Annotated in this window: 13 protein-coding genes; 4 read left to right on the top strand and 9 right to left on the bottom strand. The window is 33.2% G+C overall.

Features of this window, described 5'->3' with window-relative positions; all coding sequences use genetic code 11:
• Positions 1-3: 3 nt before the first annotated feature.
• Positions 4-2,946: an RHS repeat domain-containing protein gene (locus tag OZP12_RS09005; protein ID WP_281228759.1), complete on the bottom strand. Its 2,943-nt coding sequence runs from the start codon at positions 2,944-2,946 to the stop codon at positions 4-6.
• Positions 2,947-3,306: 360 nt separating this feature from the next.
• On the opposite strand from OZP12_RS09005, the gene OZP12_RS09000 reads away from it, so the two are divergent.
• Positions 3,307-3,981, top strand: coding sequence for a hypothetical protein (locus OZP12_RS09000; RefSeq protein WP_281228758.1), 675 nt, complete (start codon positions 3,307-3,309; stop codon positions 3,979-3,981).
• A gap of 21 nt (positions 3,982-4,002) precedes the next feature.
• Here OZP12_RS09000 and OZP12_RS08995 read toward each other — a convergent pair whose 3' ends face one another.
• The 5 genes from OZP12_RS08995 to OZP12_RS08975 all read right to left on the bottom strand — a co-directional run bounded on the left by OZP12_RS08995 (position 4,003) and on the right by OZP12_RS08975 (position 6,513).
• Positions 4,003-4,650, bottom strand: coding sequence for a hypothetical protein (locus OZP12_RS08995; RefSeq protein ID WP_281228757.1), 648 nt, complete (start codon positions 4,648-4,650; stop codon positions 4,003-4,005).
• A 26-nt stretch (positions 4,651-4,676) separates the two neighbouring features.
• Positions 4,677-5,105: a hypothetical protein gene (locus OZP12_RS08990; protein ID WP_281228756.1), complete on the bottom strand. Its 429-nt coding sequence runs from the start codon at positions 5,103-5,105 to the stop codon at positions 4,677-4,679.
• 253 nt (positions 5,106-5,358) lie between these two features.
• Complete coding sequence (locus tag OZP12_RS08985) at positions 5,359-5,523, bottom strand: hypothetical protein (protein WP_281228755.1); 165 nt, start codon at positions 5,521-5,523, stop codon at positions 5,359-5,361.
• 1 nt (position 5,524) lies between these two features.
• Complete coding sequence (locus OZP12_RS08980) at positions 5,525-5,992, bottom strand: helix-turn-helix transcriptional regulator (RefSeq protein WP_281228754.1); 468 nt, start codon at positions 5,990-5,992, stop codon at positions 5,525-5,527.
• On the bottom strand, positions 5,989-6,513 hold the full coding sequence (locus tag OZP12_RS08975; RefSeq protein ID WP_281228753.1) for a hypothetical protein: 525 nt from the start codon (positions 6,511-6,513) through the stop codon (positions 5,989-5,991). Before OZP12_RS08975 ends, OZP12_RS08980 begins: the two co-directional genes overlap by 4 nt.
• 89 nt (positions 6,514-6,602) lie before the next feature.
• On the opposite strand from OZP12_RS08975, the gene OZP12_RS08970 reads away from it, so the two are divergent.
• Complete coding sequence (locus OZP12_RS08970) at positions 6,603-7,445, top strand: relaxase/mobilization nuclease domain-containing protein (protein WP_349293573.1); 843 nt, start codon at positions 6,603-6,605, stop codon at positions 7,443-7,445.
• Positions 7,446-7,887: 442 nt separating this feature from the next.
• Here OZP12_RS08970 and OZP12_RS08965 read toward each other — a convergent pair whose 3' ends face one another.
• From OZP12_RS08965 to OZP12_RS08955, 3 genes are read right to left on the bottom strand one after another with little or no spacing between them, the layout of a single operon-like run.
• Positions 7,888-8,529: a hypothetical protein gene (locus tag OZP12_RS08965; protein WP_281228752.1), complete on the bottom strand. Its 642-nt coding sequence runs from the start codon at positions 8,527-8,529 to the stop codon at positions 7,888-7,890.
• Positions 8,530-8,538: 9 nt separating this feature from the next.
• Complete coding sequence (locus tag OZP12_RS08960; protein ID WP_281228751.1) at positions 8,539-12,516, bottom strand: DUF6443 domain-containing protein; 3,978 nt, start codon at positions 12,514-12,516, stop codon at positions 8,539-8,541.
• Positions 12,517-12,528: 12 nt separating this feature from the next.
• The gene (locus OZP12_RS08955; RefSeq protein WP_281228750.1) at positions 12,529-15,705 is read right to left on the bottom strand and encodes an RHS repeat domain-containing protein; all 3,177 of its coding nucleotides are present in this window, start codon (positions 15,703-15,705) and stop codon (positions 12,529-12,531) included.
• A gap of 535 nt (positions 15,706-16,240) precedes the next feature.
• Here OZP12_RS08955 and OZP12_RS08950 point away from each other — a divergent pair.
• Both OZP12_RS08950 and OZP12_RS08945 read left to right on the top strand, forming a co-directional pair.
• Complete coding sequence (locus tag OZP12_RS08950; RefSeq protein WP_349293572.1) at positions 16,241-16,648, top strand: type IV pilin protein; 408 nt, start codon at positions 16,241-16,243, stop codon at positions 16,646-16,648.
• A gap of 476 nt (positions 16,649-17,124) precedes the next feature.
• Positions 17,125-18,525, top strand: a complete 1,401-nt coding sequence (locus OZP12_RS08945) for a GspE/PulE family protein (protein WP_281228748.1) — start codon at positions 17,125-17,127, stop codon at positions 18,523-18,525.
• The last annotated feature ends 37 nt before the right edge of the window (positions 18,526-18,562 follow it).

Here is an 18,562-nt window from a genome sequence, read left to right as displayed (position 1 = left end):
AAATTATTGTTTGTAATTGTATTGGTTCTCTGAAAGGATATTCCCCTGTGCATCAATAACTTGTTTCAAACGGTTAAAATTATCGTACTGGTAATACGTTGTATATCCCTTGGGGTCTGTTATACTTGTAACTCCTATTAATGGATCATAGGTGTAGGTTGTTACCATGGCGTTGGGAAGGGAATTCCTGAGGTTTGCCAAAGCGGAACGCAATGCTCCTTCATTACCCTGATAGTTTATTGTACCATTCGAATTAATGATATCCACGTTCCTGTCATTATCAAGATTAGATTTTGATTGCAAATTGGCTACCTGACTGGATACCTGTGAATAGCTTGCATTCTCTATTTTTGCAATAGGATATTGAGAATCATAGCCCCAAATATAGATTGTCTCCACATCATTAGTTTTTGAAATACTTGAAATATTTCCTTTGTTATCGTAACTGTTATAATTAAGTCTTGTCTCTATTGGGTTTTGGCCTTTTTTAACCTCTACTGATAATGGATAAATATAATTTGTTACATTATTTGCAGTTATCATATTAAGATTATTAATACCAGAATCTGGATTCCAAAATGAATAGTTTGTTTTCTCCAATTTAGTCTGATTAAGACTTGTCGTTTCTGTTTTTTCAATCACAGGAGCTAGTATATTTCTGGCAACCATATTGCTGTAAACAGTAGATGATGGATAATCATACGGATGCGTAAAGTTTGTTGTTAATATGTCTCCATTACTTTTGGTAGTGGTTATTTGAGACACCTGTTTATGGCCATCATAATTATAGTTTGTCTCCTTGGTAATTCCATCCATTGTTTCTGTAACAGAATCCAATCGCTCCCAGGTACTTAAATAAGCAAAATCCAGATAATAAAAAATGGCATGGTCTAAATATTGTCTAGTAGCCGAAATTTTTGGTGCACCAAAGAGATTTATTCCGGGTATCCTATCTAAGATTTCATATGAGTAATGATATTGAATATCCTGTTTTATTGTTCCATTCTCGTTATATGTGGCTTTATTTAACAGTGTCCCCATTTTCCAATTATTAGTTTCAAACGGACCCAAAGGCCAAGCATTTTTAGTGAATAAAGTATATGTATTAAATCCATCATATCTAGAAATCTCAAAATAATGATCCCTTGCTTCTTCATCATATGCACCATCAGTGGAGAACTGATAATCAATATGTCCATTTCCTTGTTCAAATTCTTTAACAAGTCCATATCCGATCATTGGGCCTTCATCTAACTGACTATAAACAGGGTCAGGACTTAACTCTATGGCCCAAATCCAACTATAAGAGGAATTATAATCAGCACAATAATTGCTACCATCATTTACTTCGCATTCTGTAGGGAAAGGGGTCATAAGACCATAATCACTATATTTTAATGTATAGTGCCAATTAGATGAAATGGGATGGCTTAGAACTGGATATTCGTAGACATACTGCTTCTTTTTTTGTAAAGAACCATTGCTGTTAAGATATTCTATTTTGTCTATTTTCAATCCACATAAAGGATTACTATTAAGAGGGTTATCTACTTGTGAATAATAGAAATTTGCTGACCCACCTGTTGGGTATTTAATGGTTTTGAGGGTTCCCAATTTCATATAGTTTATATCGGGACTACGATTTGCGCCAGGAATATTAACATTTACTACAAAATTATCATTGTAAGAATTTTTATCCCACAAATCAGATTCATCAGGCCTGAGACTTTCGTTTAGAGGCGGGACTAAGCTAGTATTGCTATCTTGTCCATTGTAATATCCATCCAAGTCCTGGGCAAGGGAATACTGACTGGGCAATGAATCTTTGCCATCTACTGTTCGTCCGTAATAGTCAAAACCATACGATTCAACAATTTGTCCTGCAGCATCTATTTTATCAAAACCATCAAGATATAGTCTATAATCCATTGCCTTATTATCCCAATTTGAAACGGGAAACTGGTCCGAGTATGGGCCTGTTTTTGGTTTTATGGTTTGGATATTATTTGTTTTAAAATGAAAAGACTGTATTTTATGACTGTGATTGTATACATCTATATAATCTAGCGCTTGTCTATGGTGAAACACGGAATTTTCCGAACCAGGTTGAGCTATGTCTTTTTTTATGAATTCAACAGAATCATTATTTGAGGTATAGATTTTACTGAGCAAAAGACCTGAATGTTTGATTTCATAATTTTCTGAGGATGCCTTTACGTAACTAACACCTGGGTATATAGTATAAAATACAGAATTATGAGGAGGCTTTCCATATTTATCTCCAAGGATATATTCTAAATAAATTGTATGGAATTTATCTGCACTTTCTATCTTAGTTAGATAGTAATCGGTTTGTATTCCGTATAGACTTCCTTTAAGTTCAAAATAATACTTGATTCCATTATCGTCTGTCATCGTTATAGAGGCAATATCAACGATTTCAATTTTCAGGTTGGTATGTTTTCTAAAAACAGGTCCATTTTTCCCCATTTGGAATGTACCTGAATATTGTAAAAAATTAAAATTATAAATCACATCAGTTACTGCATGAGGCCCTGCAAAAGTTAGTAAAGCATTGGTCTTCTCGTTAAAAGTTCCACTAACTGGCAAATCATAACTAAGATGAGTTCCATTATCCTTTGATATTTTAGTAATTACTCCACCGGCATTAAGTGCCCATCCAATGCCTGCCCAAGTTGGGTAGTCTTCAACTTTAATTCCAGATGCGTAATACGAAAGAGAAATCGGAAGTTCAAGACTACCACATTTTAATGTATACAATGGAAAATCAATCTGGGGTTTTCCAGTGTACAAGCTTACAGGAACATCTGCATATCTGGTCAAATTAGCGGCTTCTGGTGTAGGCCGAATTATTTTTGGCAAATCTTGCGAGTAACAAAAAAAACTGATTAGAATAATTAAACTTAGAGTTAGTTTTATTTTCATAATAGTAGTAATTAATTTAAATAAAATATTATTTTGTTATAAATGAAAGTTTTAAGGTTAAAATTTGTCTTAATGAAATCTAACTGTTTTAACAATAAAAATACGTAGCTAATTAATGAAAAAAAAACTACAAAATACAATTTAAATGTAAAAAAAACACTTATATCACAAAGAAAAACACAACCGATTGTTTAACAACAAATTGAGAACCAAAAGTGTTTTTTAACTTAATGTACAGTTTTTGTTAGCATATCCACTAGTGAAATAAGCAAAATTGTAAACGCAAATCACGATTTTATATTCCCAAAACATCCCACAGAAAAGAATAGCAGAATTATTACTGAAGAGGTGTACAATGTAATGAAAAATATGTGGGGATTTGAATGGGGAAAACCTATTGAAAGAGATCTTATTTGGTGGCATTATTCTATAAAACTTCAATGGTTTTTGAAACTTCTTTTAAATGGTGAAACTTGTTTAAGCAGTAGTCAAAATCTAAATAAACTTTTTTCTTCATTCATTAAAGAACATACGGGAACAATCAGCGATATACAAGCCAAAGGATATAATAAATCCTTGGCGTTGGATGCATTAAAAATTAGTCTGCCAAATCCTGATTCATTAAGTTTTGAAGATATATTAGAATTAAAATTTAATCTAAAAGATGAATTGGCATTATTTTATCAAACAATAAATTCTATTGAGGTTAAAAACAAACAATTATTTGATACTAATATACAAAATAACGAATATCAAGCGATATTCTTTAATGAGATTCAAAAACCTCTTAAAGAGCTGGAAGTAAAAATGAGAAATCTGCAGAGTAAAACTTTTAGAAACTTCATCAACAAAATGCAAAACCCTAAATCATACGTTCCAATGATTGGAACTGTTGTCGCTAGTATGCCAATTCACTATGCAATTTTATGTTCTTTAGGAATGACCGCAGGGCTGACATATTCAGAATATAAGGAAGAAAAAAGAGAAGTTGCCAATAACGGCTTATACTTCTTATTAAAATTGAAAAACAATTAAAAACATAGCGGTCGTTTATAATCATAACTTTTTAACATTCTTAATTAATTCTTTCAAGTAATGTCCATGACAATTCTTATAGTTTTTTGCACCACCGCAAAAGCATAAACTTTTCTCATCATTTCCTAAATAAATGTATTTCTCTAGATTCGATTTCCATGTGAAAACTTTCTGTAATTCATCAATTTCATCGTCGTTTAATATTTCAGATAAATCATGATATTCTGCTCGTTTTCCCTTATTTTGGAAATGAAATAGAAGCCTTGCTATACTTATAAAGTCATCAACTAATTTATTTTTAGTAATATTTAATCTTCTATTCTGGATTTGCTTTCCTTCATACTTTACTCTATCATCTTCAATGAACAATATCTTTTCAGGAATAAAATTATTCCCCTTCGGCGAAATATCGTGAAGATTTTCTTCTTGATCTTCCCAAACAGCATGTGCTTCTGCTTCTATTAACAAATTTGACTTCCATATTTGCCATCCCAATATAGCTTTCCCCCCGAAATTTTCTACTTGTGTATTAACAATATTAAAACAATCTAATTCCTTTTTTGTAGTATCGATATTTGTAAAAATTTCTACTGCCTCATAATCCGAATCGATTAATTCTTCAAGTTTTTTAAAATCTTCATCCTCAGGACTAGGAACTTTTATATGCATAAAATCTATGTATTAATTAATTATTATTAATGAAAAGAATTCAAGGATATTGAATTCTTTATAAAATCATTTCCTTTAATTTTCAATGTGAGGCCATCTTTCAAATACTCATTTTCTTTAACAAAATATACATCAGTTAAATTGGTGTGAGATTTAATCCATTTATAGTACTTTAAAACATGTTTGATGTATGACTCAAATGATGATTTCCCTTTTGGAATCATTATTATTATTAATATTCCCGAACGATCGTTCTGTAAAAAATATCCCGCCTTAAATATATCAGCTACAATTGTTTTCCTATTTGGTTGTTTTTCATGCTCTATTAGTATATATTCTTCGTTGAAATTTAGCGCAAAATCTGGGCTATAGTTTTTCTCAATTTCTTCACCTTTAGAAAAAATTAAGTATCCATCACAACAGTGTTCTAATAATTTAAATTCGGAATCCCGCATTTTAAAACTTTTTTTTGATCTAAAAACATATATTTTATCATTATTTAAAAGATAATGAAAATCTTAGGAGAATATGATATAATATTACTTTAGTTCCTTCTCGTTTATGATATCATTCAAACATCCTATTGTTAGCCTATTTTCTATGTTACGAAAGTAGATTTAGTTTAATTATTTTCCTAATAATTTTTCATTATGCCCATAAAAAAGGCCCTCATAAATGAGAGCCTAAATAATTTTTAAAAATAATAACTTACAAGGAAGTTGGTTTAATTCTAACAATTTTCCCATCTTTCATAACAACAAGATCACTATTTTTCATCTTCTTATATTCAATAAGATTTTCATAAACTTTATCCATTGCCTCTATGATCTTCTGCTGAGTAGGCGTTGTCGAATGAAGAGTTTTAGATTTCATACTAGACAGCAATTAAATTACGATAATCGTATTTTTTATATTTTTCAGCATTCTTCTTTTCCCTGTTGAGTTCAATAAGTTCATTTTTTATCTGCACTCTATACCAATATTCAGGTTTAGTATGTGAAAAGGAACTTAATTTTAAAACCAGCTCTGCATTCAGTTTTCTAACTCCAGTAAGATATTTGTGCAGGTTGCTGTCTTCCATTCCAAAATAAACTGCTAACTCTTTTTTGGTCAGATTAAGCGCTTTAAGATACATCTTAACAAAATCAAGAACTTTCAAGACTTCAATATCTTCATTATCATTTCGGATGTAATCTTCTATTCTAAATTGAATTGACAAAAGCTTATTGTTTAACAGCTGTTCTTTAGACTGTTTAGAAGAGTGATGCAGAATAGCTTGTTTTACGGCTTCTCTTTTTTTATCATTCCAAATATCTTCGTATTTGATTTCTTTATTTTTCATAATTCCTGATCTAAAAACTCGTTTATTAATTTTTTTCCTCCCTCAGGCGGGATGAACATAGTAGTGGATTCATCAAATCTAAGTGCATTATACTTTGTTGCATATACTTTCATTAATTTAGACTCATCTTCAATATTTTCTTCTAAAACATCAAAAGCAAGCCAGCCTTGAAAATGATCCTCTCCATTCAAAAAGCTTAGCCTACAGGCATAAGCGATTAGACAGCCAGCAACATTATCGTATTCCCTTACAGTTCCTCTATTATGAGGAGCTACTTCTACAAATGCCATATAAGGTTCAACCTTATCTCTCATTTCAAACGATAGACACCCTTCAATTCTTTCTGAAGTTTCCTCCGAAACTAAAACATAAGTTTCAAAGTTTTTCTTTTTAAAGTGTTTATTAAAATTAAATCTCCATCCTTCTGTGAACGAAGGAAGATTTATTTTCAATTCTTTAGCATTTCCAATTTTAGCATCTACTAAAGTATTTCCTTCAATTTTTAATATTTTTACATCCATTCGCTGAAATAATCGTTAGACAAATATACAAATAAAATTATACAAAACGTACAACTTTAACACGTTTAAAATAAAATAAGGTCTTTTGTATGGAGAAAATAGGTTTCGGAGAGCAACCTTATTTGGTGTACCAACATCACGATGCTGGACATAGTCACTTGCATTTGGTTTCAATAAATATCGAAAAGGACGGCAAACGTATTGACCTGCACCATTTAGGAATTAGAAAATCTGAGCCTGCAAGAAAGGAGATTGAAGAACTCTTTGGACTGGTAAAAGCAGAAGGGAGAGAAAAGAAAGAGGAATTTAGTTTAGAGCCTATTGCAATAGGTAGAGTTCAATATGGTAGGATTGAATCAAAGAAAGCCATATTCAATGTTCTAAATGTAGTTCTGAATCAATACAAGTATTCCAGTCTAGCTGAACTTAATGCAGTGCTAAAACAATACAATGTTTTAGCAGATCGTGGTAATGAAAATTCAAAAATCTTTTTAACAAAAGGATTAATGTACCGAATATTGGACAAACAAGGAAAACCAATCGGTGTTCCAATCAAAGCAAGTAGTTTTTATGATAAACCGACTTTAAAATTTTTAGAGGAAAAATTTAGGAGTAATGAAGTCAGAAAACCCCTTGATAAAACACGGATAAAAAATGCCATTGATATTGCATTACTAAATGATCGAGCAATGTCTATAAACGAATTGGCTAGATTGTTGGAAAAAGAAGGGATTCATCCTGTCTTTAGAAGAAGTGTAGAAGGTCGGTTATTTGGTATTACGTATGTTGACCATACAACAAAAAACGTTTTCAATGGCAGTAGTTTAGGAAAACAATACAGTGCCAAAGCTATCGAAGAACGATGTGGAATAACGGTTAACAGCAAAGGAAAATATGAAAAACTTCCGTCTAACATGGTTTCTAAAAGTTAAAGGATTATAAATGCTTTTTGCTTCTTTAATATTTTTATTTAAAAGATTAGAAAATACTTTATTGACATTAATTTTCCCACCTATCTCACCAATTTTTTCACCTCCAGCCGAAGTGTTTTTTTTCGCATCATAGTCTTTTTTAACATCGGCTTCAGATTTTGCGTTTTCATGAACGTATACTCCTTTATCTCCATCATCATAATTGGCAAGTACCGTTCCAATCACTAACTCTGGAACAAGAGGTAATACTTTTGCTCATTTTAGTTCTTTTAAGACAATGTTAAAACAAAAAAGATGAGCAGTAACACTCATCTTTAAATTGTTTTTTTTTGCAGATATTTACTCTATTTCAATATGTTAGAAATCTAAATTCTCATATCACTAACTTTGAAACATTACCCAATCGTTGCGTTGATATGTCCGAACAGTCGGGGTACATTATCTACCAAATAATAGCCCAATAAATAACAGTTTTTTTCTCTTTACTTACTGCTATACCTTTTGAATATCCATTTAACCATTTTGGAGGCATTTGCGAATTGGGTTTTAAATCAAACTCTTTGAAATAATTCCCGGACTTAGCATCTAAGACATAAATATCAAAGTTTCCATCTAATTTTAAATCACTTTTTTTATTTGGATAATCATAATCTATAAAATTTGGAATAGGGTATAATTTTTCATAGCAATCTTGATTTATTTTTATACTGTCAGTAATAATGACATCTTTCATATTTTCTTCAGAATCGAGTGTTTCGAATCTATTAACAATCAACAAGCATAAATCTTTAGAACTATATTTAGCAATTGTTCTCTTTTTAATGCTATTAATAACCGAATCTATTTTAGTTATATCTAAATTATAATCATATAAGATAAAAGCAACATCATTTTTTGATACGTTCTTACTATTAACTATTTTCCTCGGAAAAGTAGTTAACTTGTTTGGAAAATGATTCGTTAATACAGAATCGAATCCACTCTTAGATTTAATGTATTCTGCATTTAACTTGGAATCTCTGGATTGTCCGTTACATCCCAAAATTAAAAAGCTAATGCTTAGAATCAGACCTATTTTTTTCATTTACTATTTTTATTTTTGAAGAAATTGAGTTAGCGCATCAACAATAATACCTAAAACTCCTAAAACATTTTCGCTGGTTGCTTTTGAACCGTAAATAGCTGTTTTTTCATTACTTTGCCCATAAGGTTTTGTAAGAGTATATTTTGCGGTCTCAATGCTACTATATGGTCCTTCAGACTTGGTAACCTTCATATCAGTTTTTACATCTAATTTTTCTGGCTTAACATACGTTGTTTTACTATCCCCTTTTTGTTCTAAAGTATTGTGTGTTGCAGAAATCCTTTCTTCATTCCCCATTGGCCCACCTGAAACAATTTCCATTTCTTTAATCTTAACCGTTTCAGCTTTCTCATAGCCTTGGTTCTCCATGAATTTTTCAGGATTTTCAACTACCATTGGTCCATTATCACGTATATTACTGTCGCTACCATAGGCTACTTTATCACCAAACATATTATCAGCTCCTAATCTATCGTAGTTTTTCGCATCACCAGCACCAATTTTATCAGCAGTTGCCTGAGTAAGTTTAGATTGACCTTCAACATGTACTACTGCTCCCGTTATGTTATTGACAAACCAATCTGTTGGCCCCATTCCATCAGGGTCAACAAAATGCAGTGGATTGTCAAAGCAATAATTATATGGCGACCATCGCCTCATTTTCTCAGCAAGGGGGTCAATGTTCATCCAACGACCAATAGCAGGGTCATAATTTCTCGCTCCATAGTCGTACATATTAAGCCCCAGCTCGTCTTGCAGTTCTTTTCCGTTGTATTTATACTTATTGTTCGTATTTACATTTGCTTCATTATATCCTCTCTGTTTTAATCCAAAAGGATAATAATTATCCTCCGAAAGAATATCGCCACTGCTTACTACTCCATTCTTATCCCCATCTTTATAGGCTAAACGAACATTACCCAAATGGTCTTTGTATTGGTAAATATAGTCAATATTCCCATTATTCCAATCCACATACCCCTGTGGTTGTGAGAAAAACTGCAGGTTTCCGTTAAAATATTGAAATCCGCTTGCATAGTCAGTAATGTTACCATTTACCGTTTTACGCAATTTTGTTCCTGTGGCATCATAATCATAAGTGATTGTTCCTCCTGCCATTTGTATTGCAACGGGAAGATTTAGTTGATTATAGGAAATGTTTGCAATTCCCTTATTCATATCACTGGTCATATTTCCGTTGGCATCATAGCCATAATCAATCGAACTTACAACATCCTTGAATCCTTCGGCATACCCAGTAGCATCACTTACCTTGTTGAGTCGATTACCCAATAAATATTCGTACGTTAAATCATCAATCAGTCCATAATTGCCCGTCCCAAGAATTTGGTTTCCGTTTCTTTTCAATGTTTTTATATTACCATTCAAATCGTAACTTAAAACTTCGGAATACCTATTTTGATTGTCTGCAGCATTAGTCAATCGGTTTAAAGCATCATAAGTATAATTATAGCTTTTCAAACTGGTATCTTGATTGGCTGTTTTCCAAAAACTTTGGCTGATGTTCCCATTAAACAAAGGTGATGGAGCAGTAGAATCATTATAACTCAGTTTGAAACTGAACAGGTCATTCCCTATTGCATTAACATCATTGATCCCTTTCAGCCAGCCACGAACATTGTAAGTGTAATCGATAGTCTGCAAACGATTTTGATAAGTTTTTCCACCCACTCCCACACTAGAGAGCTGTCCAAGTTCATCGTAATTATTACTAACAATAACTTCCGGTGTCTGTCCATTCACGGATTGGTCATGAATCAATAACCTGCCTGCATGGTCATATGAATAGTTGTCAATAATTGTAATATCAGCGTATCCCATTTTTTTATGCGTCGTAGTGGTTTGGTTTGGTTTGCCAATAAAATCAAGATCGCTGTTCACCATACTGGTTGTACCCAGAAAATTGTTTTTGCTGTAATTGCAAATAGCTCTTCCCTTGGTATCATAATAAATAACATTGGTGGTCCAATCGGATTTTCCCAAGATGCGAATTTTACTACCCGTTGCCAGTCCCTTGGCATTAGTGATAGGTGTAACTCCATAAATTGCCCCTCCAGAAGGAGCACCTGCGGGAATATCAAAGCCGTAATCGTCATAATAATTGATAGTAAACAAATCGATTCCTGAATTAGGAAAAGCAGTATTGCTGTAATACGCAATGGTTCCGTTTATACTATTGGCTCCCTGTTTGACTTCAAACTGTGCCGTATTACCATTGGCCAGACTTTGTACTGTAGCTCGATCCGCTCCATTTACATATTCGCCCGTATATACTACTCTACCAAAGGCGTCATATTTGGTAAACAGCCATTTATTCTGAATTTTCAGATTGGAATCTTGGGTAAGAATCGGACGGTCCAGTTTGTCATAAACAATATATTCCCATCCTTTTCCCGGAAGTTTTTTTTCTATCAGACGGTTTCTATTGTCATATCTGTATTGATAACACAAATTATTAAGTGTAGCATTATCAATAATGCCATTTGCCAAAGGAGGCAATACATAAGTTAAATTACCAAATATATCATAGACATAATACGTATCATGAGCAACCTGATTGTCATAAGTTCTTTTTAAGACCAAATGACCTTCTTTGTCTTTAAATTCCTCCGTTGTTCTGTCCTTATTATCAATTGGTTTCCAATTTTCGTCTTTGGTAATCATTTTGGATAATTGATTAATGACGTAGATCCCATCGTCTGCCAGAGAGGGATCTTCACTATTACCGTTAACAAACGATACACTGAAACGCCTTACTTGGTCCACACTACTATTGGCTTGGTAATCTAGTTTTATTTCATTCCCACTACCCCATTTCCAAGCATTGCCCGGAGCCGCTTGTTTTAATACCCTGTTGAGAGGAGAAGGCTCAAATTCTTTCTGCGAATATGGATTGACGGTGTTTTCATATTTGGAAGTATTATAAAAAGGGAAGATATCCTGTAGTGCATTGTTTCTGTATAATCCTCCATTATAGGTTTCTGCATACGATAAATACTCTTTTTCTTGTCTTCCATAATTATCATATCCAATAGGTGTGATTATATCTTGGTAATTACCCCCGGCAGCTATGGCTACTTTTTGCATCGGACGACCTAAACCATCAAAGTAAGTGATATTATCTAATTTTTGAGAAGTCGTTAACCCATCAACAGATGTTGAAGACATAGTTGGAGTAATTACACGAACATAATTTTCGTTTATTAATGGTGGGCTTTGCGGACATCCATTATTTGCTATACTGTAATCATTTGGACAGGTGTCCAAGTTATTGGACACAAAGTTCCCATAGGGTTTTGAACATGCCGAAACAGGACTGGAATTAGCGTCTCCAAATCCGTCGTTATCGGTGTCATAATACCAACTTTGTCCAGCAGTAACATTAGCGTTTTGATCATCACAGTCGGAATTGTTTGATACATAATTATAAACTGGCTGGTAGCAATCAGAAATCGGAATTGAATTTGAATCACCATATCCATCTCCATCATTGTCCTTATACCAATTGGTTATGCAACTTAAATCAATGGTAGAACTTAAAAAGAAATAGCTAAAATAGGGATGATTATTTGGATCCAAAGTGTAAATCACTAAATGGTTGTCTTCTATTTTGGCAAAATATCCTGTTTCTCCACTATTATTATAAATCGGCCCCAGTTCAATATTGGGTAGAGCCGGTGATATATTTATTGTAGCGATCGTTCCTGTTGTCATTGTTTGGTTGTAATCCCAGGAAGCGTCAATAAAGATCATCAAATAATTATTATAGACTTGAATTGTCCAGCTAGCTCCATCAGAAGTCCAATCATTTGAGTCAACCAAAAAACGAGATTCAAAACTTTGATAGTAATCCGGATATTGTGTATTTGGTGGAACTATTGGAAGACTACCATTATTGTGATTAATAGGTTTAGCATTGATACAATTGATACAAAACAAAAACAGAATAAGTAAGTATTTTTTCATGATTTAAAAAAATTATTGTTTGTAATTGTATTGGTTCTCTGAAAGGATATTCCCCTGTGCATCAATAACTTGTTTCAAACGGTTAAAATTATCGTACTGGTAATACGTTGTATATCCCTTGGGGTCTGTTATACTTGTAACTCCTATTAATGGATCATAGGTATAGGTTGTTACCATGGCGTTGGGAAGAGAATTTCTGAGGTTTGCCAAAGCGGAACGCAATGCTCCTTCATTACCCTGATAGTTTATTGTACCATCTGAATTTATGATATCTATTTTTCTATCATTATCCAGATTGGATTTTGATTGCAAATTGGCTACCTGACTGGATACCTGTGAATAGCTTGCATTCTCTATTTTTGCAATAGGATATTGAGAATCATAGCCCCAAATATAGACATAAGTAATTCCGTCTGTAACGGTCTGGCTATTCAAGTTGTTGTTAGTATCATAGGTGTTTGAGAGTTTAGGACTGAAAGTATAGGGGGACTGCGGATTAAAAGTAATATCCGCACCAGACACCTCTGCTTTGTGTATTGTTAAAGGTAAACCATTTGTACCATACTGAATCTGTTCGCCTGCAATAAGGTCCGAATTACGATAACTACGGACATCCACAGGAGCAATAATGTGTTTATCCTTCAGATTGGAAAGAGTGGTAGCATACTCGGTTGGGTAAAAATATTTCGTTGTAATAGCATTTCCCTTACTATCATATTCCCTAGTCTGTGTAAGTTGTTTATGGTAAGGAGAGTTATACTCAAGTTCTTTTACTGTCTCTATATATTTACCATTGCTATCAAATAGTTTTGTTACCTGCTTCATAGGTTTAGCCATACCGCCTATATCATAATATCGGGCGTAGAAATATTGAATCTCATCTCCAAATGCTGTTACTTTATAGCCAGGTACCGCTTTAAGTGCACGAATATCGTAAGTAATAGAATCCCTAGAGACTAATGTACCATTTTCTGCGTAAGTTTCTTTAGTCAATAGATGTCCTCGTCTCCAATCATTGTTAAGGAAATTCGGAAAAGGGAATGTACAGGAGGAAATACCTTGAGTTTGAAAAGTTGGAGGAGAAGTATATATATAGTCTGTTTGAACCAACGCCGAGTTAAACAATCCCGGAAGTGATACTCCTTCGAAATTAAAATCACCTCCAAATTCAAAATCGGGAGCAAAGCTGTAATTATATACGGTAGAACCGTTACCAGGTGATATTTCCTTGACACCAGTGTAGATCGCATTGGTTCCTGCACCAAGTCTTAATTGAGGTGCACCTTCAACACGGACTATAAACCTGTTGTTAACTGCTAAATAAGCAGGTACTCCAAAAGCAGCTAATTTCCTCCAGTCTCCTTCAAGATCGGGACGTATAGGATCATAACCCGAATTGTACCAAGTATAATAAGGATTGTCTGAACTGAAAAAGCATTTTTCACTGGACATATAATCCGGATATTCATAGTTTTTTATAACAGGAACAGAAGAGGAACTTTCCTTAGTTTCAATTTGTTTGACCCTTAAGCCACCGGTTATCGGCCATAAATAATTGTAATTCTCATAATTTATAGAATGTGTTTCGAATTCAAAATGTGTATATCCCCCTGTAGGAAATATGATTTTATTTAAGGCACATGCCTTAGTTGCCACTGCGTCTGGCTCTCTTGTCCCTCCATTGCTTATACCAAATGCAAAATTTGTTCCGGCACCATACGTACCCGACATCACAAAACTGGACCAGCCATCAATACGGAAAGGCCTATCCTGTGGATTACTTGGGAAAATTGTTTGATTAAAACTATTATTGTAATACCCCCAATGATCTTGGCAAGGTGATAAGCGATAGGGAAGTGTATAAGGATCGTCAGTTTGTGGATCATTATCTCCAAAATACTCAAATCGATAAGGACTTTGTTCACTACCATCTAAAGCTATTTCGCGAAATGAATCCAATCTCAATCGATAATTAAGGCACTGGATTCCACCACCAAATTCTAATCCTATTTTCTTGGAGTTATTAGCTTGGAAATAGCTATAATTAAAACGGAATTTCTTTACCTGTTGATTATTTTTGTCCTTCAATATAATAAAATCAAGCTGATTGTCTGTCATTGATTCACTATCGAGCCTTGGATTAGGAGAGGTTACAAACTCTATTGAATTTCCAGTTGAGCTTGTAATTTTAGTCAGCACAATTCCCTCAACGTCGTCACCACGAGTAATACATGTGTTTGTATACTGATTGGGAATAGTATGCGTGGGGCTGTTTTCACCGACCGCAAAATATGCTTCGCTATAACATCTTTTCTGATAAACAGAAGATATTTTACCGCCCGCTTTATATTCGAATGTGAGCTGCCCTCCTGAAGGGCTTGTTATCTTGGAAAGATACCATGCGCCAACATATGAGGTTCCTCCATCAATTGCGCGTATCTTTTCATGAGCTTTAAATTCATAAACAAAACCTCGTTCATCAGTAATGATAAAATCTCCCCCGGTATATAATGGGTCATTTGTAATACCATCAGCTACAAACTGAATTTTAAAATCTTCATATTGGGTTAAGGTGGCATTGGCAGTTCCGTCCAAGAAAAATTTACCAGCCCTCCCGTTAAAATTATAGTAGAATATATCTGAACCATTATCGGTTACATTTAAAGCTCCATCTCTTAGATTTTGTTTAATTTGATTCACATAGTTCCCTACTGAAGTAGCATTATAACAGTTATTGCAATCGGAAATAGAATTTCTGGTCTGTAAATTTCCATTATATTTATAGCCATCTGGAAGTCCCCTGATTTCTCGGGTAATTACCCCTCCGGCATTTAATGCCCAGCCCAAACCAACCCAAGAGGCTTCTTCGTCAACTTTAATACCGGATGCGTGGTAGGATAATGATATGTCGAGATTGATATCCTTATCAGAAAATTTAATTACAGGCACGCTAATTTCAGGGATTCCTAGGGATAAATTGACAGGAATATCGCCGTATTGACCAAGAGAATAAGTGTTTGGAGAATATACATTGAATTGTTCGTGTCCAATATATTGTGCTGAAATTTTTTCAGTAGTTAGGAATAAAAAAAACAAAACTAATAAAGTATTTGTCAATCGGACAAAGAAATATTGGCATTTAAGGATTGACAAAAGGTTGGTTTGTGAATGAGGAAGGGTCAAGTGCATAATAAAATTATTAATGAGAGTAGTTAATTATTTCTATTTAGACAAAGGAGCTGATATATTTTAGATGCTGGTTTAATTACTTAGGAGATGTATTATTAGTTGGCTAACTACATGGAATGTGGTGATGGAGGTGTTGTATTTTCAAATACAACAAAATCAAACAATTAAGAAACTGCTTAGTCATCTTGTCAATTATTCCTGTTTTTCATATTTATAAAATGAGTTTTAGCATTTAAGTACTATTCTTTATTGCGATTTATTTTAATGTTGTTTTTTTGTAAGATACTGGCTGTAAACGGTATATCTGTTGATTATTATTAGATTATAAATCGGACAAAATCATCAGTTACTTTTCGTGTTAATTTTTTACTAAAATAAAAAAATTATTATTAAAACCATAAAATAATGTGTAAATTCTACATTTATCTTTAGAGTTTAAAGCACTACTTTGAAAGAGATTATTTCTCACAAAATTTCATGTTGTTTTTTTAATAAAAAAGATATATTTGTAAAAATTTAATTATACTTTGCTTTGATGAAAAACCTAACTAAAAGATTGCGATCTTTCAATCTCCAAGAAATGCTGATAGTATTAGCTATTATAGGGATTTTGTTATTGATAGCTTTACCAAACCTTATGCCTTTAATTACAAAAGCCAAAAGTGTAGAAGCACAAGTTCAATTAAAGGCAATTTATAATGCAGAAAAACAGTATTACTTCATGTATTCTAAATACAGTCCGGATTTTACTGAAATTGATTTTGAAGCACCAAAGACTACAAAAGAAAGTGGAAGTGCAAACTATGTTTATGAAATTGTACAATCAAGCAATAGTGATTTTAAAGTAAAAGCTACCGCTATTACTGATTTTAATGGAAATGGAGTTTTTAATGTTTGGGAAATTGATCAAAATGGTGTTCCAAAGCAAATCGTAAATGATTAATGTGGTATTTAAAATTATTATTAATTTTCGTATTTCTTGTTGTTTTATATCAGGATTTTAAAAACAGACTTGTTTATTGGTTTTTATACCCAACCATCGGAATCTTGGCTTTTATTATTCAGTTAAACAATTTACCTATTGAAATTGCTTTGTATAATCTAGGATTTAACTTATTGTTTGTCGGCATTATTTTAAGCATAAGTTTAGTATATCTTAGATTTAGAAACTTAAATTTTAAAAGTACAATCGGACTTGGTGATGTATTATTTTTTGTTTTTATCACCACTACGTTTTCCATAGTCTCTTTTATTGTTTTATTTGTGTTTTCGCTAGTTTTTTCATTGATTTTACATTTGGTTTTAAATTATAAAAAAGAAAAATCCACAGTGCCCTTAGCTGGTTATATGTCTCTCTTTTTTGGTGGTATTTATCTGGTCTCCTTCTATTATAGCAGCACTTTTTTATACGCATTTTAGATGGCAAATTTTGATATCCCAATAGAATTTCAGCAGCTTGTGAAATCAGAACAAGCCTACCATTACAGAATAATTCCTTTCTGTAAAAATCAGCAGGCTGTTGTATTAAAAACGGATGCTTCTGATATAACCTCCCTACAAAATGAATTAAGCATTTTACTTAGTTTTCAGGTTGAGTTACAAACAGATTCTACAGAAAATATCAATCGGTATTTAAGCACGAATTACCGAAAAACTTCTGGTAATGTTTCGGATATTCATTATACAACCGATTTTTTGGAGAAGATTGTATTGAATGCAAAGGAAATAGGAAGCAGTGATATTCATTTTGAACCCTACGAAAAAAATGCACGGGTTCGTTTCCGATTGGATGGAAAACTGAAAGAACAATTTCACATTTCGACCGAAGAATATCCGGTTATTGTAAATAAAATTAAAATTCGAGCCCAACTCGATATTTCTGAAAAAAGGCTCCCTCAGGACGGTCGTATTTCTATTGTTACAGATTTTGAGGATTTTGATGTCCGCGTCTCTGTTTTGCCAACTTTACATGGCGAAAAAGTGGTATTGCGTATCTTAAGTAAGGACACCAGTCATATAGACATAAACTCTCTAGGTTTTACAGATAAAGAATTAGCAGCCTATCTTGAAAATATAAAACGACCAAACGGCATCGTCCTTATTTCCGGCCCAACAGGTTCAGGAAAAACAACAACATTATATGCCACCTTAAAAAAATTAAATCTTCCCAACACCAATATTTTAACTGTAGAGGATCCTATTGAATACACTCTTGAAGGAATTAATCAGGTTCAGCTAAGAGAAAATATTGGGCTTGATTTTGCTGCAACATTAAGGACCTTTTTACGGCAGGATCCAGATATTATTATGGTTGGTGAGATACGTGACGTAAATACGGCCAATATGGCGATTCGTGCTGCCCTTACGGGACATTTAGTATTATCAACTATACACACTAATTCGGCCTGGGCTACAGTTTCAAGGTTAATTGACATGGGAATCCCTTCATTCTTAATAGCAAGTACACTCAATATAAGTGTTGCACAACGCTTAGTGCGAAAGCTGTGTGATTCGTGTAAAACTGAAGAAACTATAAATGCAGAAATCTTTCCAAGCGGATTTAAAATTCCAGATGATCTTACAGTACACCATACCTCAGTAGGCTGTGAACATTGCTATCATACAGGTTATTCAGGAAGAAAAGCGATTTACGAAATATTACCAATTGGATCAGAACTATCCAATTTGATAAAAAACAATCAACTGGATATCAATGATTATTTAGAAGAAAAAAACATTTTTACATTAAAGCGTAATGCTTTAGAATTAATAAAAGAAGGCATTACTTCTGTTGATGAAGTTTTTTCTTTACTCCTATAGATATAAAAATACATACCCAAAAAATACAGTTATACCA

The sequence above is a fragment of the Flavobacterium aquiphilum genome (assembly GCF_027111335.1).
In the GTDB taxonomy this organism is placed as follows: Bacteria; Bacteroidota; Bacteroidia; order Flavobacteriales; family Flavobacteriaceae; genus Flavobacterium; species Flavobacterium aquiphilum.
This window is presented reverse-complemented; position numbering and strand designations above follow the sequence as displayed.